Annotated in this window: 20 protein-coding genes; 12 read left to right on the plus strand and 8 right to left on the minus strand. The window is 58.6% G+C overall.

What is annotated here, in order from left to right; genetic code table 11:
* Positions 1–174 precede the first annotated feature (174 nt).
* From ubiE to secA, 3 genes are all read left to right on the plus strand, one after another.
* Positions 175–885, plus strand: coding sequence for a bifunctional demethylmenaquinone methyltransferase/2-methoxy-6-polyprenyl-1,4-benzoquinol methylase UbiE (ubiE, locus tag BLT47_RS04930; RefSeq protein ID WP_407706087.1), 711 nt, complete (start codon positions 175–177; stop codon positions 883–885).
* Between the two features lie 67 nt (positions 886–952).
* Positions 953–2128, plus strand: coding sequence for a polyprenyl synthetase family protein (locus BLT47_RS04935; RefSeq protein WP_074662346.1), 1176 nt, complete (start codon positions 953–955; stop codon positions 2126–2128).
* A 340-nt stretch (positions 2129–2468) separates the two neighbouring features.
* Positions 2469–5351 (plus strand): preprotein translocase subunit SecA, encoded by a 2883-nt coding sequence (gene secA / locus BLT47_RS04940; protein WP_049619970.1) that lies wholly within the window; start codon positions 2469–2471, stop codon positions 5349–5351.
* 437 nt (positions 5352–5788) lie between these two features.
* Here the strand turns inward: secA and BLT47_RS08935 are convergent, their stop codons facing one another.
* Positions 5789–6664 (minus strand): Rv3235 family protein, encoded by an 876-nt coding sequence (locus BLT47_RS08935; RefSeq protein WP_143021773.1) that lies wholly within the window; start codon positions 6662–6664, stop codon positions 5789–5791.
* A gap of 50 nt (positions 6665–6714) precedes the next feature.
* Positions 6715–7554 (minus strand): LysM peptidoglycan-binding domain-containing protein, encoded by an 840-nt coding sequence (locus BLT47_RS04950; RefSeq protein ID WP_074662351.1) that lies wholly within the window; start codon positions 7552–7554, stop codon positions 6715–6717.
* A gap of 236 nt (positions 7555–7790) precedes the next feature.
* On the opposite strand from BLT47_RS04950, the gene BLT47_RS04955 reads away from it, so the two are divergent.
* On the plus strand, positions 7791–8486 hold the full coding sequence (locus BLT47_RS04955) for a hypothetical protein (RefSeq protein ID WP_074662355.1): 696 nt from the start codon (positions 7791–7793) through the stop codon (positions 8484–8486).
* Positions 8487–8616: 130 nt separating this feature from the next.
* On the opposite strand, the gene BLT47_RS04960 is transcribed toward BLT47_RS04955, so the two are convergent.
* Positions 8617–8847 (minus strand): helix-turn-helix domain-containing protein, encoded by a 231-nt coding sequence (locus BLT47_RS04960; protein ID WP_049619974.1) that lies wholly within the window; start codon positions 8845–8847, stop codon positions 8617–8619.
* A gap of 292 nt (positions 8848–9139) precedes the next feature.
* Here BLT47_RS04960 and BLT47_RS04965 point away from each other — a divergent pair, with 292 nt between their 5' ends.
* From BLT47_RS04965 to tpx, 4 genes are all read left to right on the plus strand, one after another.
* Positions 9140–9940 carry a hypothetical protein gene (locus tag BLT47_RS04965; protein WP_074662359.1) on the plus strand — a complete coding sequence of 267 codons (801 nt, stop codon included), beginning with the start codon at positions 9140–9142 and terminating at the stop codon, positions 9938–9940.
* A complete protein-coding gene (locus BLT47_RS04970) occupies positions 9941–11119 on the plus strand; it encodes a MinD/ParA family ATP-binding protein (RefSeq protein ID WP_049619976.1) in 1179 nt (392 codons plus the stop codon).
* Positions 11120–11232: 113 nt separating this feature from the next.
* Entirely contained in the window at positions 11233–11793 is a 561-nt protein-coding gene (locus BLT47_RS04975) for a DUF6912 family protein (RefSeq protein WP_074662364.1), read from the plus strand.
* A gap of 230 nt (positions 11794–12023) precedes the next feature.
* Positions 12024–12521, plus strand: a complete 498-nt coding sequence (gene tpx, locus BLT47_RS04980; protein WP_074662368.1) for a thiol peroxidase — start codon at positions 12024–12026, stop codon at positions 12519–12521.
* A 120-nt stretch (positions 12522–12641) separates the two neighbouring features.
* On the opposite strand, the gene BLT47_RS04985 is transcribed toward tpx, so the two are convergent.
* From BLT47_RS04985 to BLT47_RS05005, 5 genes are all read right to left on the minus strand, one after another.
* Positions 12642–15890 carry an AAA family ATPase gene (locus BLT47_RS04985; RefSeq protein ID WP_074662372.1) on the minus strand — a complete coding sequence of 1083 codons (3249 nt, stop codon included), beginning with the start codon at positions 15888–15890 and terminating at the stop codon, positions 12642–12644.
* Positions 15890–17212 carry an exonuclease SbcCD subunit D gene (locus BLT47_RS04990; protein WP_074662375.1) on the minus strand — a complete coding sequence of 441 codons (1323 nt, stop codon included), beginning with the start codon at positions 17210–17212 and terminating at the stop codon, positions 15890–15892. The genes BLT47_RS04985 and BLT47_RS04990 overlap by 1 nt, the downstream gene beginning before the upstream one ends.
* 179 nt (positions 17213–17391) lie before the next feature.
* Positions 17392–18543 (minus strand): ribosome small subunit-dependent GTPase A, encoded by a 1152-nt coding sequence (gene rsgA / locus BLT47_RS04995; RefSeq protein ID WP_074662378.1) that lies wholly within the window; start codon positions 18541–18543, stop codon positions 17392–17394.
* Positions 18543–19901, minus strand: coding sequence for a 3-phosphoshikimate 1-carboxyvinyltransferase (gene aroA / locus BLT47_RS05000; protein ID WP_065414979.1), 1359 nt, complete (start codon positions 19899–19901; stop codon positions 18543–18545). Before aroA ends, rsgA begins: the two co-directional genes overlap by 1 nt.
* Entirely contained in the window at positions 19901–20509 is a 609-nt protein-coding gene (locus tag BLT47_RS05005; protein WP_074662382.1) for a DoxX family membrane protein, read from the minus strand. Before BLT47_RS05005 ends, aroA begins: the two co-directional genes overlap by 1 nt.
* Positions 20510–20688: 179 nt before the next feature.
* Between BLT47_RS05005 and BLT47_RS05010 the strand changes: the two genes are divergently transcribed.
* The 4 genes from BLT47_RS05010 (at position 20689) to BLT47_RS05020 (ending at position 23225) form a co-directional block, all read left to right on the plus strand.
* A complete protein-coding gene (locus tag BLT47_RS05010; protein WP_082160123.1) occupies positions 20689–21300 on the plus strand; it encodes a sigma-70 family RNA polymerase sigma factor in 612 nt (203 codons plus the stop codon).
* Positions 21293–21604 carry a mycothiol system anti-sigma-R factor gene (gene rsrA, locus BLT47_RS05015; protein ID WP_049619985.1) on the plus strand — a complete coding sequence of 104 codons (312 nt, stop codon included), beginning with the start codon at positions 21293–21295 and terminating at the stop codon, positions 21602–21604. Before BLT47_RS05010 ends, rsrA begins: the two co-directional genes overlap by 8 nt.
* Before the next feature lie 253 nt (positions 21605–21857).
* Positions 21858–21932, plus strand: a complete 75-nt coding sequence (locus BLT47_RS09710) for a 50S ribosomal protein bL37 (protein WP_407706097.1) — start codon at positions 21858–21860, stop codon at positions 21930–21932.
* A gap of 519 nt (positions 21933–22451) precedes the next feature.
* Positions 22452–23225: an L-threonylcarbamoyladenylate synthase gene (locus tag BLT47_RS05020; protein WP_074662386.1), complete on the plus strand. Its 774-nt coding sequence runs from the start codon at positions 22452–22454 to the stop codon at positions 23223–23225.
* Positions 23226–23233: the final 8 nt, after the last annotated feature.

The raw sequence follows: 23233 nt of genomic DNA on the forward strand, positions 1-23233 counted from the left end.
CAATACGTACACCGTTTATTGGGTAATTCTACGGTTTGTAGTGGGGGAGAGCACGTTATACGCACCCGTTTTGCGGGGTGCTTTAGCGGGGCGTTTTGCGCCGTCCGACTTGCGCGATTTGGCGTATTGGCCACTTCTAGCCGGCAGCTCGCGAAATAATGGTTGAATGTTGCTATGGCTATGGGTAAGCGTGCAGATCTCAGCAAAAAACCGGTCGAAGTGTCTACCATGTTCGATCAGGTAGCACCGCGGTACGACGCCGTAAACACCCTCCTCACGGCCGGGCAGGTCCACGTGTGGCGGGAGGCAATTGCGCAAGCTCTGGATATTTCTGCGGGCATGCGGATCTTAGATATTGCCACCGGCACCGGTACTTCCGCGGCTAGCTACGCGCGCTTGGGGGCAGAGGTAACCGGCGTCGATTTTTCGCAAGGAATGTTGGAGATTGCCCGTACCCGCCACCCCGGGATTACTTTCCAGTGGGCCGACGCTACGAATTTGCCACAGCCGGATAATAGTTTTGACGCCGTGACTATTTCCTATGGGTTGCGAAATATAGCGGATCCGCAGGCGGCTTTGCGGGAAATGTTGCGCGTGGCGCGCCCGGGTGGCACGCTGGCAATAATCGAGTTTTCGCATCCGAGTTCAAAGCTGTTGCGGTTCCCGTACCGCACCTATCTGAAATACGTATTGCCGAAGGTGGCAGCTTTGGCTGGTTCGGACGGTCCGGCTTATGCGTATCTCATGGAGTCGATCTTGGCGTGGCCGAACCAGCAGGAACTGGGCCGCTGGATACAGGAAGCTGGCTGGCGGCAGGTGGAATATCGGAATGTGACCGGCGGCATCGTGGCAATCCATCGTGCCCGCAAACCAGTAGCCGCGTAACAATGAGCAGGCTTTCCCGGTGGCGGGGCGCCGCGTAAAAATCAAGAAAAAGGTAAGGTACTGAGCCGTGAGCCAAACCAATGCGACGGTACTAACATCGCGTGTTGAAGAACGCCTGGCGAAGGTGGAGCGCTTGCTCGATACTCATGCTTCGCTCGACGATCTACGCGTAGCCGCCATGACAACATATTTGCAAAAGGCGGGTGGGAAACGATTGCGCCCTGCCCTCACCTTGCTGTGTTCGTATTTGGGGCCCAATCCGGAAGATCCACAGGTGGAGCAGGTTGCTGCCGCTATCGAACTCACTCACTTGGCGTCTCTTTATCACGACGACGTTATGGACGACGCTCCCTACCGGCGGGGAAAGCCAGCCGCGCAAGTGGTTTTTGGTAATTCGGCCGCGATTTTGGCCGGCGATATTCTTTTCGCGCGGGCTAATGCCCTCATGGCTAATCTTTCCCCGCGGGCGGTGCACGACCATTCGGTAACTTTTGCCCGGCTCTGCCGCGGGCAGCTGAGCGAATGGCTGGGGCCAGAAGTGGGAGATCCGGAAAATGAATTCTCTCAGCGCAGTTACTATTTGCAGGTTTTGGCAGACAAAACCGGCTCGCTCATTGCCGCGGCGGCGCGCGAAGGCGTGTATGCGGCCGGCGGGACGGCGCAAATAGCGCGCGTGGTCGAAGAATTTGGGGAAAAAATCGGCGTAGCTTTCCAGCTTACGGACGATTACATAGACGTCATGTCCGATTCCACCGAGCTGGGTAAAACCGCGGGTACGGATGTGCGGGAAGGTGTAGATACCATGCCCACGATCCTGTTGCGCGAACGCCAGGCCGCCGGCGAACTTGATTCGCGGGGCCAGCGGATTTTAGAACTGGTAGACGCCGCCCGCCAGCATAGTTCGCGCACTTGCGTGCGAGCGGGGGCGGCTCTCGCGGGAGCCGCTAGTACCGGGCTGGCAGATGCAGCGCCGGCAGGTGCGGCGTCGGCAGGTACAGCTTCGGCGGGTGCGGCGTCGGCAGGTGCGGCGTCGGCAGGCACAGATCTGGCAAGCGGGATGAGCGATGCGGAATTGCAAGAAGCGGTGGAGCTTTTGCGCGGCCACGCGGTGATGGAAGAAACACTGGCTATGGCCCGGCAGTGGTGTGCGGAAGCAATTGCTGCTCTGGCAGCGATTCCAGAAGCCGAGATTCGTGAGGCATTGGCCAGTTTCGCGTGGTCCGCCGTCGAACGCAACGCGTAGCGCGCAGTTAACGCATAGCGTGCAGATATTGCACGAAACCCAATATTGCGCGAAACCCACGGATTTTCGCATGAAACACGTGGCCTTCGGCGCGAAACCAGCGGTTTTCACGCCCACCCGCGGAAGGGTAAGCGGGGCGCAAGCAGAGCTGTGCGCAAGCCGAGCCAGACACGCCGGAAGCTAGAAAGTACACGGGGAAAATAGGTGGGACACGCCGAAACGGGGCACGGAAGCTAAATAGTGGCGTATTGCCTTTTGCTTTTGAGCGAACCCACACCCATTAGGGCCACTTACGTAAGTAGAATATTGCGAGTATGCCCATGGTAAGGAGCTCAAACTAGTGGCACGTTTACTTGATCGAATCTTGCGCGCTGGAGAAGGCCGCAAGTTGCGCAAGCTCGAACGGATATCCGAACGAGTAACGGCTTTAGAGCCGGAAATGGAAGCGCTTACAGACGCAGAACTGCGGGAGCAGACCGACCTATTTAAGGAGCGGCTGGCAGACGGGGAAACTCTTGACGATATCCTCCCCGAAGCTTTCGCCACCGTGCGGGAAGCTGCCAGGCGAACGATCGGGCAGCGCCCCTTTGACGTCCAGGTCATGGGCGGGGCGGCACTGCACTGGGGTGATATCGCCGAAATGAAAACCGGTGAAGGTAAAACCCTGGTAGCCACCATGCCTTCCTACCTGAACGCCCTGGAAGGTAAGGGCGTACACGTGGTGACTGTGAACGACTACCTGGCGTCTTACCAGTCGGAACTGATGGGCCGAATTTACCGGTTCCTCGGTTTGACCGTGGGCTGTATCGTAACCGGGCAAACCCCGGAGGTCCGCCGCCAGCAATACAATGCCGATATTACGTACGGCACCAATAACGAATTCGGTTTCGACTACCTGCGTGACAATATGGCGTGGAAGCCGGAAGAAATGGTGCAACGCGGCCATCACTTCGCGATCGTTGACGAAGTTGACTCGATCCTGATTGATGAAGCCCGTACCCCGCTTATTATTTCGGGGCCGGCAGAAGGTGATGCGAACCGCTGGTATTCCGAATTTGCGCGAATCGTCACCCGGTTGCGGAAAGACACCGACTACGAAGTTGACGAAAAGAAGCGCACGGTAGGCGTGCTCGAACCGGGCATTGACAAGGTAGAAGATGCCCTGGGCATCGATAACCTTTACGAATCTTTGAACACGCCGCTCATTGGCTACCTGAATAACGCCATCAAGGCGAAGGAACTTTTTGAGCGAGACCGTGACTACGTGGTCCTCAATGGGGAAGTGCTCATTGTGGACGAACACACCGGCCGCGTGCTGCCAGGCCGGCGCTATAACGAAGGTATGCACCAAGCCATCGAGGCTAAAGAAGGTGTGGAAATCAAGGCTGAGAATCAGACTCTGGCCACGATTACCTTGCAGAACTACTTCCGCTTGTACGACAAGCTTTCCGGTATGACCGGTACGGCCGAAACCGAAGCCGAAGAGTTCGCGAATACTTATGAACTCGGCGTGGTGCCGATTCCCACGAATAAGCCGATGATTCGGCAAGATCGTACGGATCTGATTTACCCGACCCGTCAGGGCAAGCTGCGCGCCGTCGTGAATGATATTGCTGAGCGGCATGAAAAGGGCCAGCCGATCCTGGTAGGTACCGCTTCGGTGGAAGCTTCCGAAGAACTTTCAAACCTGCTGGATAAAGCCGGCATCCCGCATTCGGTGTTGAACGCTAAGCAACACGAGCGGGAAGCGAAAGTGGTGGCGGAAGCGGGCCGTAAGGGCGCCGTGACGGTAGCAACCAATATGGCCGGCCGCGGTACCGATATTATGCTCGGCGGCAATCCGGAGCATCGTGCGCAGGAAGCTTTGCTCAAGCGGGGCCTTTCTCCGGAAGAAACGCCGGAAGAATACGAAGCGGCCTGGCCGGAAGAACTAGAACGGCAGCGGGCAGAAGTCGCCGCGGAACATGACGAAGTGGTGGAACTGGGCGGTTTGTACGTGCTCGGTTCGGAACGTCACGAATCGCGGCGTATCGATAACCAGTTGCGTGGCCGTTCCGGGCGGCAGGGCGATCCGGGCGAATCCCGTTTCTACCTGTCTTTGGAAGACGACCTGATGCGCCTCTTCGCGGGCGGGGTGGCCGGCCGGATGCTGGAAGCCGCTTCCGACGACGACACTCCGATCGAAAACAAGTCGATCGCGAAAACAGTGCGCCGCGCTCAAGGCTCAATCGAATCGCGTAACGCGGAGATGCGGAAGAACGTCCTCAAGTACGACGACGTTATGAACGATCAGCGTACCGAGGTCTACTCCACGCGCCGCCGTATCTTGGAGGGCGAAGACATTGAGGACATGGTTTCTGGGTTCCTCGACTTCGTGGTGCAAGACGTAGTGGATTCGCACATTGTTGGCGTACCGGAAGAAGAATGGGACCTGGACGCCCTGTGGAACGACCTCAAGGGCTATTACACGCCCGGTTTCACCGCGGAAGAGTTGATGGACGACGCCGGGGTAAGCCTGGACCGCGAAACTTTGCTCCGCGAGCTGAAGGAAGATATTCACGCTCACTATGAAGAGCGGGAAGTCCAAGTAGGTAGCGATAAGATGCGGGAAATTGAGCGGCAGATTGTGCTCTCGGTGCTAGACCGCAAGTGGCGCGAACATCTTTACGAGATGGACTACCTGAAGGAAGGTATTGGCCTGCGGGCAATGGCCCAGCGTGACCCCCTCGTGGAATACAAGGACGAGGGCTACCAGATGTTCCAGGCCATGGACGCCAATATTCGGTCTGAATCAGTGCGCTACCTCTTCCACTTCGAACTGCCGGAAGAACGAGCCGCCCGTTTGCAGCGGCAGGCTACGGAAATCCAGGCGGCGATGGATGCGCAGCGGGCCGGCCGGGCAGCTTTCCAGGCTCGGAAGGAAGCAGCAGAACGGCTTGCCGCGGGAGCCAGTGCGGAAGGCACAGCAACCGGAAGTGGCCAACAGGGCCGGATCGACCCGGCACAGTTGGGTATCAAGGTCGGATCGCGCCAGCAAAACGTCAGCTATTCCTCGGCGGCGAAGGACGGTTCCGGGGAAGCCGAAACCCAAAGCGCTTCCGGGAAGCGCCGGGTAGGGGCGCCGGCCACGGCCGGCCAATCGGCAGCCCAACGCGCCGCGGTATCTGGCGGCAACCGCGCCCAGCGCCGCGCCGCAAAGCGCGCCGCCAAACGCCGCCGCTAAGCGCCATCGCTAAGCGCGCCGCCAGGCTAAGTACCGCGCGGCGTAAGTGCGGGCAAGGCAAGGTGCACTAGCAGGCGCGGCACTACATAAGTGCGGGCAAAGCTCCGCGTGATAGCGGGTGCCGCGCTTGCAATCGCGGGCGTTGCACAACGTAAACGCGGGCAAGGCGTTAGATATAGATACATATAACCGGTGGGTGGCGGTCTGCTTGATTGCAGGCCACCACCCACCGGTTTGTTATTGATTTATGCGTTCAACTCCGGCAGATTCTGAGCTTTGCGCGATCCAGGTGTTGCGTGGCGCAAATATGTTTCAGGCAGGGCTTTACGGATTAGTTTTCGCGCGGCTATCTTTGCGAAGCTGTGGGCGGCGTGGGGTAACTGTTAAGTAGCATGGGTTAGCCGTAAGCGGCACGGGGTAACTGTAAGTGGCGCAGGTTAGCCGAGTTCGAGGGCCATCACTTTCCAGCGCTTGCCGTGATATTCGAGCCGGAGTGCGGCGGCCCGGACTCGGACGCCGTCGTGAATAGCCGCAATCGTTTCCGCCACTCGGGGTAGCGGGGACGTCATGCGCAAACGGCAAATACGAGGCGGCGGGCAGGCGGGAGCTTTTCCTTCGATCCGCATGGCCAGGCCGGCGCGGCGACCCAAAGCCGCAAATACGGCCGGATCGAGCCAGTTGCGCAAATGCGAAAGCGGGCGGTGGCCGAGCAAAATCTGGACCGCATAAATCATCACCCCGCCAGCAACATGTTCGGGAGAACCAGCACCTTCCGGAAGCTCCACATCTAGCCCCACTAAAGAATCACGCCAAATACCGTGATGCGGGGTGGCGGTAAGCGCCACCCGGTCCCAAGGCTTTTTCGGAGAAGTAACCGGCATAGGTTCTTGCGGGATACTGGCCTGCGGCGGGCGGGCTGGGGGAGGAGCTCCCGCAATATGCAAGATCTCTGCCGGAGCACGTTCCGGGATTGCTTCTTGCACCGTCTTTTGCACGGCGCGGGCCGCGGCACTCAGCTCCGGCGGACGCGGCGGAATAGTGCCAGCATCACTTTGCCAGGAGGCGCGGCGCGGTGAAATCGGCGCCGCGCTGGTATTCGGAGGTAGTGAATGCGGCGCCACGCTGGTATTCGGAGGTAGTGAATGCGGCGCCACGCTGGTATTCGGAGGTAGTGAATGCGGCGCCACGCTAGTTCCCAGAGGTGGGGAAGCAGCGGTGGGAGCAATTCCCACGGCACCGGTAGGTGCTTCCGATTTGGCTACGGCAGGGGGCGCGGAAGAGGTCCACGACCTTTGCACAGAAACAGAATCCATGGTTTTTCCTTTAGGTGATATTTCTTCGGGCTGGGAAAGAAAAATCGCTGCTAGCCGGCCGCAGGAATGACTAATTCTTGGCCGGGCATAATAAGACTCGGATTGGTTAGCTGATTTGCCTGCGCGATGGCATTGACCAGCTGCATAATCTGCCCATCGGAAGCATCAGCCGGCAGAAAATAGGTGGCGATCTGCCACAAAGTACTTCCTGCCTGCACAATATGCGTCCGCTCGGCTGGTGTTTCCCGGTTTGGTGTGGCCGGGTCGTTTGCTTCGGTTATGGAACTGGGCCCCGGATCGCTCGCTTCGGCTATCCGCCCGGAACCTGGATTGCTAGGCCGGGTTGCTGAACTGGCGAAATCGAGACGCGTTTGTTGTATACGCGCGCGAGCCGATTCGGGAGAGGTACGGGCCGAACCGGGAGAGGCGGGCGCGCCGGTTTTGAACGATCCACCCCATCCCAGGTCGAGGTCGGTGCGCACAGTTTCCGCGTGCATGGTGGTGTGCGTGGTGGTGTGTGCGGTGGTGTGCACGGTAGCTACCGCAGCAGTATGGCTGGGTGTACCCGGCGCTGCGACGGCGAGGGCCGGCGAAGCGCTAAGCGTGAGCATTGTACCCGCGGCCAAAGCCAACCGCACTTTCCGAGTACCGCAATGCCTTGCCAGAGCCACCAAGAAACCTTGGTGCCCGCGCGCGGCGCGCGCGAGAGCCAGATAAGAAAGGCAGATCCACAGGCTCAGCAACATGCCAGCAAAACTTAGACCACACAGGAGCCAGGACGTGTAAAGTGACCCAGTCGGCCCGGAAAGACCAGGCCATTCAGTGACTAGCACGAACATGAAACCGAGGGCTGCGATTAGAGAACCCCCGCAGATAGCTTTTGTTTTCATTGCCCTCCAATCGTGACGTTTGATGCGGTTAGGACTGATTACATAGTTTCGATAGCGCTAGTTATGCCCTCTGCTGGGTATTCCAGGTCAACTAGGCTGCCAAGTTATCCACAACCAGGACCATTTGCCTACTACCTGCGATCATGTATTTAGGTACCGCATTCGGCGATTAGAGGCCCTATGGGGCCGGCGAAGTTTTGGGGAAGTGCTTTCTGACCTGCAGCTACGCTTCGGGCATGGAGAATATGCACGAAGAAAAGTACGGGCTGCCCACTAATTCAGATATAAACCCGGTGGGCCAAAGGCCTAGACGAAAAAACCTGCCCGAAGGCTTGCCCGTGCCCGCGCAGCTCCGGGCTGAGCCGGCGGCGAGTGTTGATCTAGAGAGCTATATGGAGAGCCTGGCAGGTGATATTTCGAGCCTCTTAGCGGCAGAAGAAAAAGCGGCCCTGCTGGCCAGTGCCCGAGAGTTGCGGGAAGCAGAATCGGCGCGTATCTGCCTGGCGGATTATTTGCGCGGGCAAGTGGGCGGCGTCGTCGAACTAACTACGCGGGAGGGACAGGCAAGCGAGTTACGGATCGTGGAAGTGGCACAAACCTGGCTACTGGGAGAGGGGTATCAACGCCGCGTTTTGGTGCCGGTAAGTGCGATTATGCGGGTGCGGCAAGGTAGTGCGCGGCGCGGCCGGCAAAGAAATGAGCGCGTGGATATGCGTGAGCTGGGGATTGCGATGCGGTTAGAAATAAATGCGCCTTTGCGGGCACTGGCCCGGAAAAACCGCCGCGTCTATATCACGCATGAAGCCGGGAGATTTTCCGGGCAAATCAGGCACGTAGGTAGGGACTGGCTGGAAATACGGGATTCTGCCGCACCTACCGGTCCGCAATTTTTGGCTTTGAGTGGCCTAATCCGAATAGAAACGAATAAATAGGAACGAACAAGTAGAAACTAACAAATAGGTACTAGCAAATAGGCACTAGCAAGTAGGAATGATTAAAAAGAGAGCGCAGAATACAAGGGAACGCACAATGCGGAAGCGGCAAGCGGCAAACGGCTGGAAGCTACGCTTTGGTGTTGCTGCTGCGCTCCGCATGTAGCGCTTCCACCCGTTCTCGCGTGGCCGCATAGCCGCGTTCCACATAATCGGCGAGCACACTTTCTTCGATCCGCCACTGGCCGCGGCCACCTACCTGAATGGCCGGAATTTCCCCGTTTTTGATTAGCGTACGCACTTGGCCGGCAGAAACGCTGAGATAGTCAGCGACGTCAGCAATGGTAAGAAACTTGCTCATATCCCCTCATTCTCCTCAAAGGCTTCTCGTAGAAGCTGAGCCAAAAGTACTACGTGAGCCATTTTGAAACCACCCGCAACGGATGCTATCCACAGTTGTGGATACAGGAATGCATTATAGGGACAAGTATGCCATGGTTCTCCCATAACAGCACCTCGGTGTTCAAAGTAATTAAATCTGCACGAAGTGAGCTCTAAAGACGGCAAAGCGCCTCAAAACCACAAAACGGCCAGGTCCGAAGCAGTTATATAGCAGTACCGAGATGCAGCGTAAACACAAGGAAGGAAGCCTGATGCGTCCACGCCTACAAAGGCTGAAAGACCCGCGTTTGGCCGCGGGCATCGTCTTGATTTTGGCCTGCGCAATTATTGGCGGCTACGTACTATCCGGCCCGCAAACGGTGCGCGTGTACCGGGCAACGGCAGCGGTGCTTCCGGGCACGCCAGTGGCAAAAGCACCTTTGGAAGCTGTGGAAATAAGTCCACAAGTGGCGGGCGCTTACCTGCAAACTGCCGGTGCGGGCACGATTGGGATACCGATTGCTGCCGGCGAGTTGGTACCGCAAAGTGCTTTGGAGGAAGTGCCGCGGGCCGCGCATGTAGTTTTACCGCTCGCAATTTCGCCGGCCGGGGTGATCGCGCCCGGGGATCGAATCGAAATATGGCAGATGCGGCCGCCTGGCGTTACCAATACCGGCCCTGGCAATAACTTCGGGGAGGCGGTAGCCGAGCCGCGTTTGGTGTGCCGCGATGCTCGCTTGGTGGCGGTGCGGGAAGCGTCCATGCAGGCCGCCCCAGAAGTAGAGGTATATATCCCGCTCGCAGATATACCTCCGGTTTTGCGGGCATTAAACACCGGCGCGAACTTCGTGATCCTTTCCCCGCAAGGCGAGCCGGTAAGCATGCCGAAGGACGCGGTAGATAGTGAGCCAAGGAATGCTGACGCCGCGGGTGCCAACGAGGCTGCCGGTGCCGACGACGCCGCGGGTGCTGACGACGCCGCGGGTACCAACGAGGCAGCCGGTGCTGACGATACTGCGGGTGCCGCAGGACCTAACGAGGCCCTAGTCGGCGCCGAAAATCGAGAGGAATAAATGCAGATTTTGCTTTTGCTTCGCGGGGAGTTGGAGATCGCTACTTTGCAAGCCTGCGAACAGACCAGCTGGCATGTGGCGCGCCGGTGTTCTGACCCGGCCGAACTTTTGGCCGCCGCCCAAGCTGGGATTGGTGACGTTGCAGTTGCCGATGAGCTCGATTTAAGTTTTGTGGCCGCGCTGCACCAAGCGGGAGTGCGCGTGGTGGGTGTAGGAGTTTCGGCAAATATTGGGGCCGATGCGGTGGCCTCCCCGCACGCCGCAGAAATCATTTCCTGTATTAGCACCGTCCAGGTTGCACTCGAAAACCATCGGCAGCTAGCTGAAAACACTGCCGCTACTCACACACCTGGCACGGCAGATACCGAAAATGGTCAAAACTCAGGAAGGCGCGGGGTTTTATGCGCAATCTGGGGAACGGGCGGCGCGCCGGGCAGGTCTTGTTTGACGCGCGATCTTGGCGCGGCCAGTGCCAGCCGCGATCCGATCGTGATCGACGCCGATACCTGCAACCCTTCCCTCGCGCAATTACTCCACACCGGCCAGGAAACTTCCGCGATCGTCGCTTTGGCGCGAAAAATAGAAACTGGGGAAGGGATAACCGGGCAGGTGGATAAAAACCTGGTCCGCCTCCGTCCCGGGTTTCGTTTCCTATCCGGGTTGAACACGGGTGCGCGCTGGCGGGAACTGCCCGAAGCCGTATTAGAACGCTTATGGGAGGAACTGCGCAACTACAGCCGTTTACTGATCGCCGATTGTGCGGCGGGTTTGGAACCGCCTTCGGAGTACGACGTCGTACCCGAACACGAAGCCGCAACCAGGACTCTTCTGGAAGCGGCGGATATGCGGATTTTGGTGGGAAAGGCCGGGCCAGTGGGAATACGCCGGATGATCGCGCAGGCCCAGATTGCCCGCGATCATGGACTGGATTTTTATCCCGTGGTAACGCACGTGGCGGAAAAAGAGAAGCGGGAGATTCGCACTCTGCTCGAAAAATATGACATGCCCGAGGTGGGGTGGGTGCGGCGCGATGGGGCGCGGTTCCGGGAAGCTGAAACGCAAGGGTTGCCCGTGCCGGTGCTGTATCCGCGTGCGCCCGTGACCGGTGACATCCGGCGGCTCGCGAAAACAATTATGGCCAGCCTAGAAAAGGAAACCGGGCACAAGAATGCACAATAAACGAGATCCGTGAAAGAACCGGCGCCACGTGAAAAGGCGCCGAATGCACAAACGGCACGGTAGGAACACGCAGGAAGGCGGAGCTTGGGGCGCGCGGCCCTAGACTAGGGGCTATGCGAATCTATATTCCGGCGACCACCGCTGATCTTGGGTCTCTGACGATTTCTGCGCGCATCGTGCACGCGGCAACGCCCGCGCTCGCCCAGGAAGTGGCAGACGATGACCGTGACTATTTGGAAGCCATTGCTTTCAACGCGGCCGCCGACGATTCTCTGGACCGGATCGCGGCAACGCTGGCAGGCCGGCTCGTGATTCCCGGCCAGGAAAGCCCGCGGTATCGCCGCGTGGTGATTGCCGCGGATGTAAAAGATACGGAATTGGTGCCCGTGGATGCGGCCGAGGCGGCGGCGCTGTTCTTGCCCGCAGATACCGCAGCGGCGCAATTACCTTCCGCGCTCGCGATGCCGGTAGCGCTCAGCTGGGAGCAGGTGGCAGCTTTCCATGTTGATTCCTGGGAAGCAGAGAAAGACGTGCAGCTCGTGGTGGAAGCAGATAATGCTCCCGATGCGGGCGATGCAGCGTTCGCGCGGCTCGCCGCAGCAGACCTTCTCTGGTACGACGTATCGGAGAGGCTCGATGTGGCCGTGGAACTTGGGGCGGCATTCCGCGCCTAAGAAAAACTGGTAAGGCTTAGCTGCTGCGTGCTTCGGTACCGCTTGGCCGCGCGCACCTGGGGACCGCCTAGCTACAGCGCAACTGGATGCCGTTTGGCCGCAGCGTAACTACTAGCTACCGCGCAACTATCGGGCCCTTAGCATTTAGTGCAAAACAGTTCGCACGTCTGTACATAAGCGACGTCGTTGGCGTCACGTCTTTGCGGTAAGGGGAGCCGTACACTGGAACTATGGCAAAAATTCAACTAGAAGGTGTTCCGGTAGAAACTGCTGGCGATTTGCCCGCGGTGGGTACAAAAGCTCCTGCTTTCACGGTGGTGAATGCAGATTTGGAGGATGTGCGTTTGGCGGATTTTGCGGGCCAGCGCGTGGTTCTCAATATTTTCCCGTCTTTGGATACGGGTATTTGCGCTACTTCGGTGCGGACGTTCAATAAGCTGGCTGAACAGTTTGCGAACACGGCGGTGATTTGTGTTTCCATGGATTTGCCGTTCGCGCTTGGCCGTTTTTGCGGTGCGGAAGGGATTCAGAACGTGGTGACGGCTTCTGCTTTCCGGTCCGATTTTGGGGAAACGTACGGGGTGCGGATGGTTGACGGCGCTCTAGCGGGTTTGCTGTCGCGTTCCGTGGTGATTGTTGATACCGATGGCACGGTGATTTACACCGAGCAAGTGCCGGAGATCAAGACGGAACCGAATTATGAGGCCGCCGCGCAAGTTCTTGCTTAAACGCGGCGTTCACATAGCCGTGCCTGCACGAGCTGGAGGGCTTACCCTGAACGGTAAACGCCGGAGCAGGGCGTGTAGGCGCGAGCAACGCATATAGTTGCCGGCAGGGCCCGCAAGCGGTTACGCATATACCTTGAGGGTGGAGCTGCCGTCTTCGCGGGGGAGGACGGTGAGCCGATTTTGGATCATGCTACGCATTTCGGAAACATGGCTCACCACTCCCACGGCCCGGCCACCGTCGGTAAGGTTATTGAGCACAGCCATCACTTGGTCTAGTGCATCTTCCGAAAGTGAGCCGAAGCCTTCGTCGATCAATAGGGTGTCGAGGTGAATCCCGCCGTTTTCGGCACGCACCACATCGGCTAGCCCGAGGGCGAGAGAAATCGAAACATAGAAGGTTTCCCCGCCGGAAAGCGTACGGGTAGACCGCACCACATCCCCGGTAGCCGAATGGTCGATCACTTCTAATCCGAGCCCGGTTTTCACCTGATGGGTGCCGCGCTCTTTTTCGTCGGTCCGCACTAGTTCGTAGCGGCCCAAGGAGATATTTAGTAAGCGCTCGTTGGCTACCGCCACGATCTGTTCGAAACGCCGTTGCACCGCATAAGTTTCCAAAGGAATCCGCGTCAAAGATTCGGTGCCAGCATTCGCAATCCCGGCTAGCCGCAACATGGGGGCCGCATCCCCTCGCGCGCTCAACCATGCGTCGTATTGTGCTTGCGTGCGCGCATACTCCGCACTGCCTTGCTTATGCGTATTGGCGGCAGAAGTCGCTTGGGCGCGGGCTTGCCGTAAGGCCGCCTCGGCAGTCTGTGTGGCTTGGCGAATTTCCGCCAAATCCGGTGCTTCCTGGCCGGCTAGTTGCGCGATTTCGGGGCTCGCGAGCGCTTTAGTTACTTCGCTGGTTTCTACCCGATAGTTTTCTAGTTCGGTTTCTAGTTTGGCTAGTTCGGTTTCTTCTAAGGCGTGTTTCAGGACTTCTGTACCGCTCGCAAAGGGCGAGGCGGCGAGCTCGGCTGCGAGTTCTGCTTCCCGTTGCTGTGAGGTGTGGGCAGTATCGGCCACGGTTTGCAAAGCCTGATTCCAGGTTTTTTGGGAGTTTCGCACTTGCGTGGTTGCTTCTTGCCGGGCGTGAATACTTTCGTAACCGGCCAGTTGTCCCCCTATTTTTTGGCGCGCCGCGGCAATGCTAAGTTCCCGGTTTTCCATCGCACCTTGTAGTTGTGAGCTTTGCGCGGCAAGGCTTTGCGTCTCTGTTTGTAGGTCCGCAATGTTTGCTTGTAACGTAGTAATTTTTGTGGCCAGGGTTTGCGCGGTTTGCCGAGCCTGGCGTGCCGTAGCTAAAGCCTCTTGTGCGGCCTGCAAAGTGGCGGCGGCTGTGGCGGGTGTTAGCTCACCAATTTCTGCTTGTTTTTCGGTGATCCGGGCGCGCGTGTTTTGTTGGGCGGCCTCCGCTTTCGCTAATTCGGCACGGGCCTGGGTGGCTACCTGCGCCGCGGCGTCTGCTTCTGCCCGCGTTGCTCCTTGCGGGCTGGGGCTAGCCGGATGCGGATGTTCTACCGAACCACATACTTGGCAGGGTTCCCCAACCACTAATTGGGTAGCGAGTTCGCCCGCGATCGAATCGCGCCACCGTTGGGAAACTTCCTGGGAATGTTTATCGGCCGCCGCACTGGCCTGCACGCAGTCCGCAAGTTGGGCTTCCTGGTTTTGCAAAAGTTTTGTGAGCTCGGCGGTTTCGGTTGCCAGCTTGTGTTCCCGCATGGCTTTATCAACCCGCGTTGCCAATTCCGGTTCGGCGCTGGCCGCGGTTTCTTGGGCGTGTTTTTCTTCCGTGGTGGCCGCTAGTTCGGTTTCATGTTGCTGTGCTTTAGCTGCCAGGGCGGCGGCCCGGGTTTGCAAGGCTTGCAAGGACTCTTCGTCACGTTTCTGGGCGGCTACAGAATCTTGCAGGCTAGCTTCGGTGGCAGCTAATTCGCGCAAATGTCCCGAAAGTTCATCTAGTTCCCGGAGGCGTTTTTCGCCCGCGGCAAGTGCTTGGGCGCGGTGTGCTAGGGCCTGCTCCGGGTCGTAAAACGGCGGGGTAGGAGCCGGGGTGGGGGCAGCGGCGCTCGGCGCAGTGCCGTTTGTGCTGGTAGGCGCGCCGGTTGCAGGGTTTTCTGGACCGGTAGCCACCGCGGCCGTGTCTGTTTGCGTGGGCGCTGTGCCTGTTTGCGTGGGCGCTGTACTTGTTTGCGTGGGCGCCGTGTCTGTTTGCGCTAGTGCCGTGGCAAGATCGAATCCGGTGGGGAGTTTGTGTTTGCGAAATTCTTGCTGTGCCGTTTCGAGGTTTTCTTGCCAGGTGCGAGCCGCTTGGGCGGCGGTAGCCAAACGGTTGGCTTTGCGTGCTTGCGTGATCTGCTCGCTCAGTTCTGCCATGCGCGGGGATGTGGCGGCAAGTTCTGCTTTCCGGGTGAGTAGTTGTTCGCGCCGGCCTAAAAGTTCGGCGAGGGTTTCTGCCTCTCTTTGTTTTGCCGTGGCGGCGGCCGCAACTTGTTCTGCCTGGGTGGCGGCTTGTGCGGTAGCATCCGCAGTTTCCTGCGCACTCTTGGTATAGGTTTCGAGTTCTGCCAGAACCGTTTTAGCTTCTTCGGGGAGTACGACGCCGGTAGCGGTTTCGCTTAGTTCTTGCCGGGCCGTAGTTTCCAAGCCCAGCGCGGTGGCAGTATTTGAAGCTGCCCGCGCGAATTCTTGTTGGGCTTGGGCTACCCGTTTTTGGCTTTCTCGCGCATTTTCTCGCAACCAGTCTGCGATTTGCCCAAAGCTTGACATGTCGAAAATTTTGGACAAGAGCGCGGTACGAGAAGCTGAATCCAGGCGTAAGAAATCCGCAAATTTGCCTTGTGGTAACACAATGGTTTGCACGAATTGGTCGCGGTTGAGGCCGATCAACCGGGTGATTTCAATTCCGGTTTCCCGGGCGCGCGTGGCCAAAACTTGTGCGGATTCAAGTTCGTTTAGGTCGAGTGCGGTTTCGGATAGTCGCCAGAGTTTGGCAGTGGCAGCCGTGGGCGTCTTATTGCCTTCTTTTAAGAATTGCGGGGTGCGGCGCACCCGGTAGGTTCCCGATTCGAGACTGAACACCAAATCCACGTAGGATTCCACGTTGTTGCCCACGTGGTGCGAGCGGAGCCGCTCATTAGTGGAATCTGCCCCGCCGGCTACGCTGCCATACAGGGCGAAAACGATGGCATCAATAATCGTCGATTTACCTGAACCGGTAGGTCCTTCCAGTAAGAACAGCCCGGCCTGGCCGAGGGCATCAAAATCGATGAACTCTGTGCCTGAAAAGGGACCGATTGCCTGTAACTCTAGTCTGCGTAGTTGCATTATTCGGCCTTCTTTCGGGTAGCTTCCACGGCTTGGCGGAGAATTTTTTGTTCCGCATTATTGAGTTCGCGGCCCCCGGAACTAACCATAAAATCTTCGAGAACTTTCAGGGGGTCTTCCCGCTTCACGTCCGTGTTCACCGGTACTGCTGCGGTTTCTTGGCGCCGGTGTTGTACTTCCAGGGCGTGCGGGAACGCCTGCAAAATCCGCGCATTCATTTCTGCCGGGCGGGAATCATCGGTAACTTCAATGCGCGCGAATTTATCCCGATCCGCCCGGTAAGCATCGCCCAAAATGTTTTCAAAACTATCCTGAATCGTAACGATCGGCCGCCACACCGGCGCCGGAATCAGCTCGACTTCCAAATGCGGGCGGCGCCCGCCGCGCACCATATTCGCATCCGTATCAGTATCCGTATCAGTATCCGTATCAGTATCCGCAGCAGCATCCGCCCCAGCATTTGTATCGGGCCAGGTGAAGGTCAACAAAACTGAGCTTTTTGGTGCGCTTTCGGAGAATGAAAAAGCAATGGGTGAACCCGAATAGCGCATGGGCGGAACCGGCTGATTTTTGGCTACCTGTTGGGGCGAGTGCAAATGGCCAAGTGCCACATAATCCACGGGCCCGGGGCCTTCCGTGGCTCCCAAAGTGAAAAGCGCGGCCGGAATCTCGCCAACCCCGCCCACCGAAATATCACGCTCGGAATCAGAAGGAGAAGCGCCGGTCACAAACTCGTGGGCCATCACAATTCGCGCCGGTGCAGCACTTTGCTGTTCTTCGCGTGCGATGCTACGCCGCACGAGTTCCAAAGCGGCTCGCATTACTGCTTCGTGTGAACGGGCGAGCGGTTCGGGAGTTTCGTTTTCCGCATCGGCGCGGGATTCTGCTTCCGGACGGACGTAGGCAAGGCGGTGCCGTTCGACGTCGGGATCAAGATAGGGGATCGGATAAACCAGGGCACGTTCGTTCCCGGAACGTACTTCTACCGGTTCGCCGGCTTGCCGCGGATCGGTGCGAATATGTAGGCCCGGCCGCAATAGCTCGGCCGTAAAACCGAGCCGCTGCGCCGAATCATGGTTCCCGGAAATCAAGATGACGCACGTGTGCTCCGCAAGCTGGGCGAGCGTGCGGGAAAGCAAGTTCACCATGGTGACGGGAGGAACCGCGCGATCATAAACGTCCCCGGAAATGAGCACCGCGTCAATATCGCGTTCGCGCACCAGACTTATCACGTGCTGCGCCCACAGCTCGAAAGCCGGGGTGAGATCAGCCCGGTGTAACGTGCGCCCCAAATGCCAATCGGAGGTGTGCAAGATCTTCATACTTTTAGAGTAACCGCCACCTCCGACACAATTGCCCCGCCCCGGCGCGGCGGCCCCGCTGCGCCACCCCGCCCCGGTTCCTTTGCGTTGCCTCGGCACAGCTTCCCGTGGTTGGCGAGCTTGCCCTCCCATTACCCGGCGAACACACCGGGCTTGCAGCTGCGTTTGTGCAGGTCACACTACTGTTCCCACTCGGGTTTGGGAACTTGGGCGAGCAGGCGCCGGAAAGATTCCACGCGTTTGGCAGCCAATTTACTGGTGCTCTTAAAAGCATCGAGGCCGCAGTCGGGTTCGGTAGGGGCGTGTGTGCAGCCGCGCAAACACTGCAGGGTTGCTTCCTCCAAGTCGGGATAGCCGTGCAAAAGCCCTTCCGCGGAAACATGCGCGAGCCCAAAACTACGCACTCCGGGCGTATCAATCAGCCGCCCGCCTTCCGGTAAAGCGAAGGAAACCGCGCTTACCGAAGTGTGCCGGCCCTTCCCGGTCACCTCGTTCACGCTCCCAATTTCGCGGTTTGCTTCCGGCACTAGCGCATTGAGCAGGGTAGATTTACCCACCCCGGAGTGGCCCACCAATACCGTGTTATGCCCGCGCAGTTCCGCACGCAATTCTTCCAAACCGCGCCCGCTCGCCAGATCCGTGGTAGCGCTGGCTTCGGTGCCCGTCGAGGTACCGGTTTGCGCAGTGTTTTCCGTGGTTACTGCTGTTTCTGCGCCCTCGTTTTCTCCGGGAGCTGGCGCGCTTGTACCTGGCTGGTCGGAAACCGTTTGCGCATGCACATCTGGTAGTGCGGTTACGAAAACTTGCAGACCGAGTGCCTCGTACACGGATTCCACGTGTTTCGGGGAAGCTAGGTCTGCCTTGGTTAGCACCAAAAGCGGTTCCATACCGGCGCAGGCGGCGGCTACCAAACACCGGTCAATCATTCCGAAACGCGGCTCGGGCATTGCTAAGGCCACGACGATAGCCATGCGGTCCGCATTGGCCACAATCGTCCGTTCCCGCCCGCCGCCTTCTTCGGTGGACCGGGTTAGTTCGCTCGTGCGCGGTTCGATTACCACGATGCGTGCCAGCGAACCGGGCCGCCCGGAAAGATCCCCGGTGAGGCGCACGCGATCGCCCACCACTACGGCGCCGCGGCCCAGCTCCCGCGCTTTTACCGCGGTCACTTCCGTGCCTTCATCCAGCAAGACGCCGTAACGGCCCCGATCCACCGCGGTCACCTGGCCGAGCGGACGGTCAGAATAGTCGGGCCGGATTTTTGTGCGCGGGCGGGAAGGCCTGCCGGGGCGTACCCGCACGCGCGGATCATCAGTGCCAATATCGCGCACTAAGCCTCGCCCCTCACGAGCGTTTCCCACATTTGCGGGAAGTCCGGCATAGTTTTTGCGGTAGTTTCTACATCTTCGACGACGACGCCTTCCACGCCCAGCCCAATAATGGCCGCAAAAGTCGCCATCCGATGGTCGGCATAGGTCTGCAGCTGGGCAGCGTGCATGGGCGCCGGAGAAATCAGAATATCGTCCCCGGAAATACTGGCCGTACACCCGAGCCGGTTCAGCTCCGCAGTGATTGCCGCCAGGCGGTCCGTTTCGTGGCCGCGCAACTGGCCAATATTACGCAGGCGGGAAGGCCCGGTAGCAAAAGCGGCCACGGCAGAAATCGTCGGCGTAAGCTCACCGACGTCGTGCAAATCGGCGTCGAGCGGCAAAATCTCGGAAGGGCCATGCAAAGTAAGCACCTCGCCGCTACGTTCCACCCGGCCACCCATACGCGAAAAGATATCGGCAATCTGGGCACCCGGTTGGGTGGTACGAGCCGGCCAGCGGGGGATCGAAACGCTCCCCCCACTCACCATGGCAGCGGCCAAGAAAGGCGCCGCATTTGAAAGATCCGGCTCTACCGTCACCTCACCCAGGTGCAAGGTGCCCGGTTCTACCACCCAGCGGCTTGCCGGGTTACTATCGCGTGCGGCCAGCCCCACCGGCACTTCCGTACCGTCCGCGGCATATCCGCGTACCTTGGCACCGGCGTCGAGCAAAGCCTGGCAAGTCATATTTAGATGCGGGGTAGAAGGCGGCGTCGCACCCGTAGAACGCAGATCCAAACCCTTTTCAAAACGCGGTGCGGCCAATAAAAGCGCGGAAATGAACTGCGAGGAAGCACCCGAATCGATGTTCAGTCCCCCGCCCGCAACGCTACCTTCGCCATGCACCGTGAGCGGCAAAACGGCCTGGCCGTGGGCATTCGTGGCCGCTTCAATCCGCACCCCGAGTTCCCGCAAGCCCTGCACTACCGGGTCCATGGGGCGTACGCGGGCGCCGGCGTCGCCATCCAGGTGGACGACGCCGGAGGTCAGCGCCGCTACCGGCGGGATGAACCGCATTACCGTACCGGCCAAACCCGCATCAATCGTGGCGCCGCGGTGAGGTGTGCCCGAAATGGTGATCACATCTTCCGCTTCGGTTTCACCGCGCTGCCAATCTACGGTGACCCCGAGTTCGCGTAAAGCCTGGGCCATAAGGTCGGAATCACGGGCCCGCAAGGGAGCCTTAATAACTGAAGGCTCCGGGCCAGTACTCAGAGCGGCGAGGATAAAATACCTGGCCATCAAAGATTTAGAAGCCGGAACATCAACCGTGCCACTAATTGGCGTGGGATGGTACGGAGCGGTCCACAGTGTTGCCATTAAGCTTTCTTAGCCTCCTGAATATGCCTGCGGGCATCTTCTTTCATTTGTTGTTTTACTTGGGAAATCTCGGCACGGTGTTCGCGCCACCGCGCATAACGATAGCCGAGCGAAGGTTGGCCCTTACGGTCAATTGCCGCCAAGAGGGCTCCGCCCATAAGGCCCAGATTCGCAAAAAACTCTTTGCGTGGAGTTTCCGGCGCTAGCACCGCGGTGCCGCCACTGGCGGGGCCGCTCGTGGTTGCCGAGCCGGAAGTTTGTGCCGGGGTAGTAGCGGCGGCTGGATCAGTGCCGGGCGTGGCCACCTCGTAAGCAGCCGCGAAGGAACTGACGGTTACCGGGATCTGCGTAGCTGTCAAAAGCGCCCCGGAAAGCCGCTGGTGTTTACCCACCGCAAGCAACCCGCCGCCCACCGCCCGGGTAATACCCAAGACGCGTACAGCTAGGTCACGATGCGAACCTTGCACCTCAACACCCAGCGTAGCCGCAATATTCTCACAACGTGTAACTTGTTCACGATACTGCTGCGGGTTCAGTGCCGCCCGCACACCGTCATAAATGTACGGGGCCGCCAGCAGCGGACGCGCAATTACTCTGAAAATACCCATGCCTCATTTCTACCTTAAAAGCGCCCCGAGAGGTGATGAAGATCGCTAGTCGGAAGAAAGTAGAGCGGAAGAAGCGTTCCAAAGTTGACGGATGCGGAACGCCCACCAGAAAATGCGCGGCCCGAAAATGCGCGGGGTTTCCGCTAATACCGGTAGAGAGCAGGCTAGGCTAGAGGATGATGAGCCAAGAACTTGTACGTAGCGCCCCGGAGGAAACCGCTCAGCAGCGTGCTGCGCGGTTCGAGCGGGACGCCCTGCCCTTTATTGACCAGCTGTACGGGGCCGCGATGCGGCTTACCCGTAATCCAGCGGACGCGGAGGATCTGGTGCAGGATACTTACGCGAAAGCTTTTGCGGCTTTCCACCAGTACAAACCGGGCACGAACCTAAAAGCCTGGTTGTACCGGATCCTCAATAACACCTTCATTTCTAACTATCGGAAACAGAAGCGCCAGCCGCAGCAGACCGATGCTTCGGATATTGAAGATTGGCAAGAATATCGCGCCCAATCTCACGATTCGCGCGGTATGCGTTCAGCCGAAGCGGAAGCCTTAGATAATCTCCCGCCCGCGGAGGTACGCGAGGCTATGTCACAACTTTCGGAAGAGCGCCGCATGGCCGTATACCTCGCCGATATTGAAGGTTTTTCCTACCAGGAAATCGCTGAGATTATGGGTACTCCGATCGGTACCGTCATGTCACGTTTACATCGCGGGCGCAAACAGTTGCGCGAACTCCTTGCCGATTATGCGCGCGAGTTGGGATACGGAAGGAAAGACGAGAGTGAGTAGCGGAGAAATTTGGGCGCGCTGGGAAGTGCAGGCCCGAGACGTGGCCGCCACCAGTGCCGCCGAAGATTGCACTTGCGAAGAGCTGGTGGACCACCTGTTTGAATACCTCGACCATCAGGTACCGCGAGAGCAAGAAGAACGCTTGGATCGGCATATCGCCGGTTGCGAGGACTGCCAAGACCGCGCCCAAGCCGAAAACCACGTGCGCCAGGTACTCAAAAAATCCTGTGCCACTGCTGCTCCCGCTACTTTGCGCACGCGCATCACCCAGCAGATTTCCATTTTCCGCCGCATGACGCACTAGTACATGACGCACTAGTAGCAGCCGGTCCTTTCACGAGCGGGAGATTAGCGGTGGAGCCCGGCGGCGCAAGAATAACTGTGGAGCCCGGCAAGCGCCTAAATGACTTGTAGCCGGTCTTTTCGTGGGCGGGAGATTCCTTACAGCCGCGCTTTGTGGGTGACTGAAGCCCGCTCAGTTGCTACACTAATCCGGTGCATATGCGGCGAATCTGCCGCTTGGGCCATAACAAAAGTTTTAGTAGGGGGAGAAGCCGATGTCGAAGCGCGGTCGTATGCGCCGGGCTCGCCGCAAGAAGAAGGCGAACCACGGCAAGCGCCCGAACACCTAAAAAGGTGCGGGTAGCAATAAAGCTATAAATATTAGGAAGGGCGAAGGCTCGGGAAACCGGCCTCGCCCTTTTTGTTCCCTGCTGTCTTCGGGGCCTACCGCCTTTGTTCTCTGCTGTCTTTGGGGCCTACCGCCTTTGTTCTCTGCTGTCTTTGGGGCCTGCCGCCTTTGTTCCCTACCGCCGAAGTCTCGGCATATAGGCATATTGGCCATTTCGTGTTGGTTTTGCCTGAGGTTTTTGTTGTTATTGCGGGCGAAAATGCGTTTTGAAGTCGATCTAGCTTGGGCCTTGGTTGGCCATTTCGTGTTGGTTTCAGCATGTGGAAATTCGTGGTTAGGCTGCCCTAACTTCACTACCATGAGCGGTGCGTGCGGGTGGGTGGCTCCGAAAAAAAACAGAGCCAGCCCGCGGTGAGCGTAACGGGCGCGGCCTGCGCGCAAAGCGGCTAGCCGTGAATGCGGCTAGCCGTATTTGGAAAAGCCTGCCGCTCATATTCACAAATTGGAGAAAGAAGGACACGTGGGAAAACAGGTGCATTGGGATGGCCAGCTCAATGAGGAAGCAATAGCGCTGTACCGCGAAGGTGGGAAGATTACTGTTATCCCCACGAAGGTGGGTTACATTATTGGCACGGTGGATCGTACCGGTTTGGAACGGAAATTCCGGGTCAAGCATCGCGCGCTCAATAAGCCTGCGGTGGTGCTGGTGGGCTCCATGGAGGAGTTGCGTGAACTGGCCCAGCTAACCCCCGAAATTGAAGGTTTTTACCAGGAATGCTGGGACCGCGATATTTTGATGGGCTGCATCCTGCCCTGGCGCCCGGAAGCAGAAAAGTACATTCCGGAAGGTGCCAAGCATCTGGTGCAGGACGGCTTGGGTACTTCGTGCTTCGTCCTCAAATTCGGGGTGCCGGGTGAACAAATTGCCGCGAAACTGTGGGAGGAGGATAAGACGATCCTCTTCGCCTCTTCCGCAAACCCCTCCGGTAAGGGCAACCGTGGCCTGGTAGAGGGCATCGGTGAAGAAATTGCCACGGAAGCTGATCTGATTATTGCGGCAGATGAATACCCGCGTTCGATCCAGCCCACAGCCACGGAAGAAAGCCGCTGGGGGCAAGGCATTATGGTTTCCATGGTGGATCGGGAAGGCAAACTCATTCCCGAACAACACGGAAAGCGCAATGTGGAACCGTGCCCAACCTTTATTCGCAAGGGAATCTACAATGAAGAAGTATTGGAGATCCTGGTGCGGCGCTTCAATTCCTGGAACTTCCGGCAGGGCGCTTACTACTAAAGATGCTA

It is taken from the genome of Actinobaculum suis, from assembly GCF_900102025.1.
Taxonomy (GTDB): domain Bacteria; phylum Actinomycetota; class Actinomycetes; order Actinomycetales; family Actinomycetaceae; genus Actinobaculum; species Actinobaculum suis.

What these genes read in the sequence shown, in the direction of transcription:
- BLT47_RS04990 (WP_074662375.1), bottom strand. Translation starts at nt 17,212, where the DNA reads ATGAAGATCTTGCACACCTCCGATTGGCATTTGGGGCGCACGTTACAC.
- BLT47_RS05010 (WP_082160123.1), top strand. Translation starts at nt 20,689, where the DNA reads ATGAGCCAAGAACTTGTACGTAGCGCCCCGGAGGAAACCGCTCAGCAG.
- tpx (WP_074662368.1), top strand. Translation starts at nt 12,024, where the DNA reads ATGGCAAAAATTCAACTAGAAGGTGTTCCGGTAGAAACTGCTGGCGAT.
- BLT47_RS08935 (WP_143021773.1), bottom strand. Translation starts at nt 6,664, where the DNA reads ATGGATTCTGTTTCTGTGCAAAGGTCGTGGACCTCTTCCGCGCCCCCT.
- ubiE (WP_407706087.1), top strand. Translation starts at nt 175, where the DNA reads ATGGCTATGGGTAAGCGTGCAGATCTCAGCAAAAAACCGGTCGAAGTG.
- BLT47_RS04975 (WP_074662364.1), top strand. Translation starts at nt 11,233, where the DNA reads ATGCGAATCTATATTCCGGCGACCACCGCTGATCTTGGGTCTCTGACG.
- BLT47_RS04955 (WP_074662355.1), top strand. Translation starts at nt 7,791, where the DNA reads ATGGAGAATATGCACGAAGAAAAGTACGGGCTGCCCACTAATTCAGAT.
- aroA (WP_065414979.1), bottom strand. Translation starts at nt 19,901, where the DNA reads ATGGCAACACTGTGGACCGCTCCGTACCATCCCACGCCAATTAGTGGC.
- BLT47_RS04950 (WP_074662351.1), bottom strand. Translation starts at nt 7,554, where the DNA reads ATGAAAACAAAAGCTATCTGCGGGGGTTCTCTAATCGCAGCCCTCGGT.
- BLT47_RS04960 (WP_049619974.1), bottom strand. Translation starts at nt 8,847, where the DNA reads ATGAGCAAGTTTCTTACCATTGCTGACGTCGCTGACTATCTCAGCGTT.
- BLT47_RS05005 (WP_074662382.1), bottom strand. Translation starts at nt 20,509, where the DNA reads ATGGGTATTTTCAGAGTAATTGCGCGTCCGCTGCTGGCGGCCCCGTAC.
- BLT47_RS04965 (WP_074662359.1), top strand. Translation starts at nt 9,140, where the DNA reads ATGCGTCCACGCCTACAAAGGCTGAAAGACCCGCGTTTGGCCGCGGGC.
- BLT47_RS04985 (WP_074662372.1), bottom strand. Translation starts at nt 15,890, where the DNA reads ATGCAACTACGCAGACTAGAGTTACAGGCAATCGGTCCCTTTTCAGGC.
- BLT47_RS04970 (WP_049619976.1), top strand. Translation starts at nt 9,941, where the DNA reads ATGCAGATTTTGCTTTTGCTTCGCGGGGAGTTGGAGATCGCTACTTTG.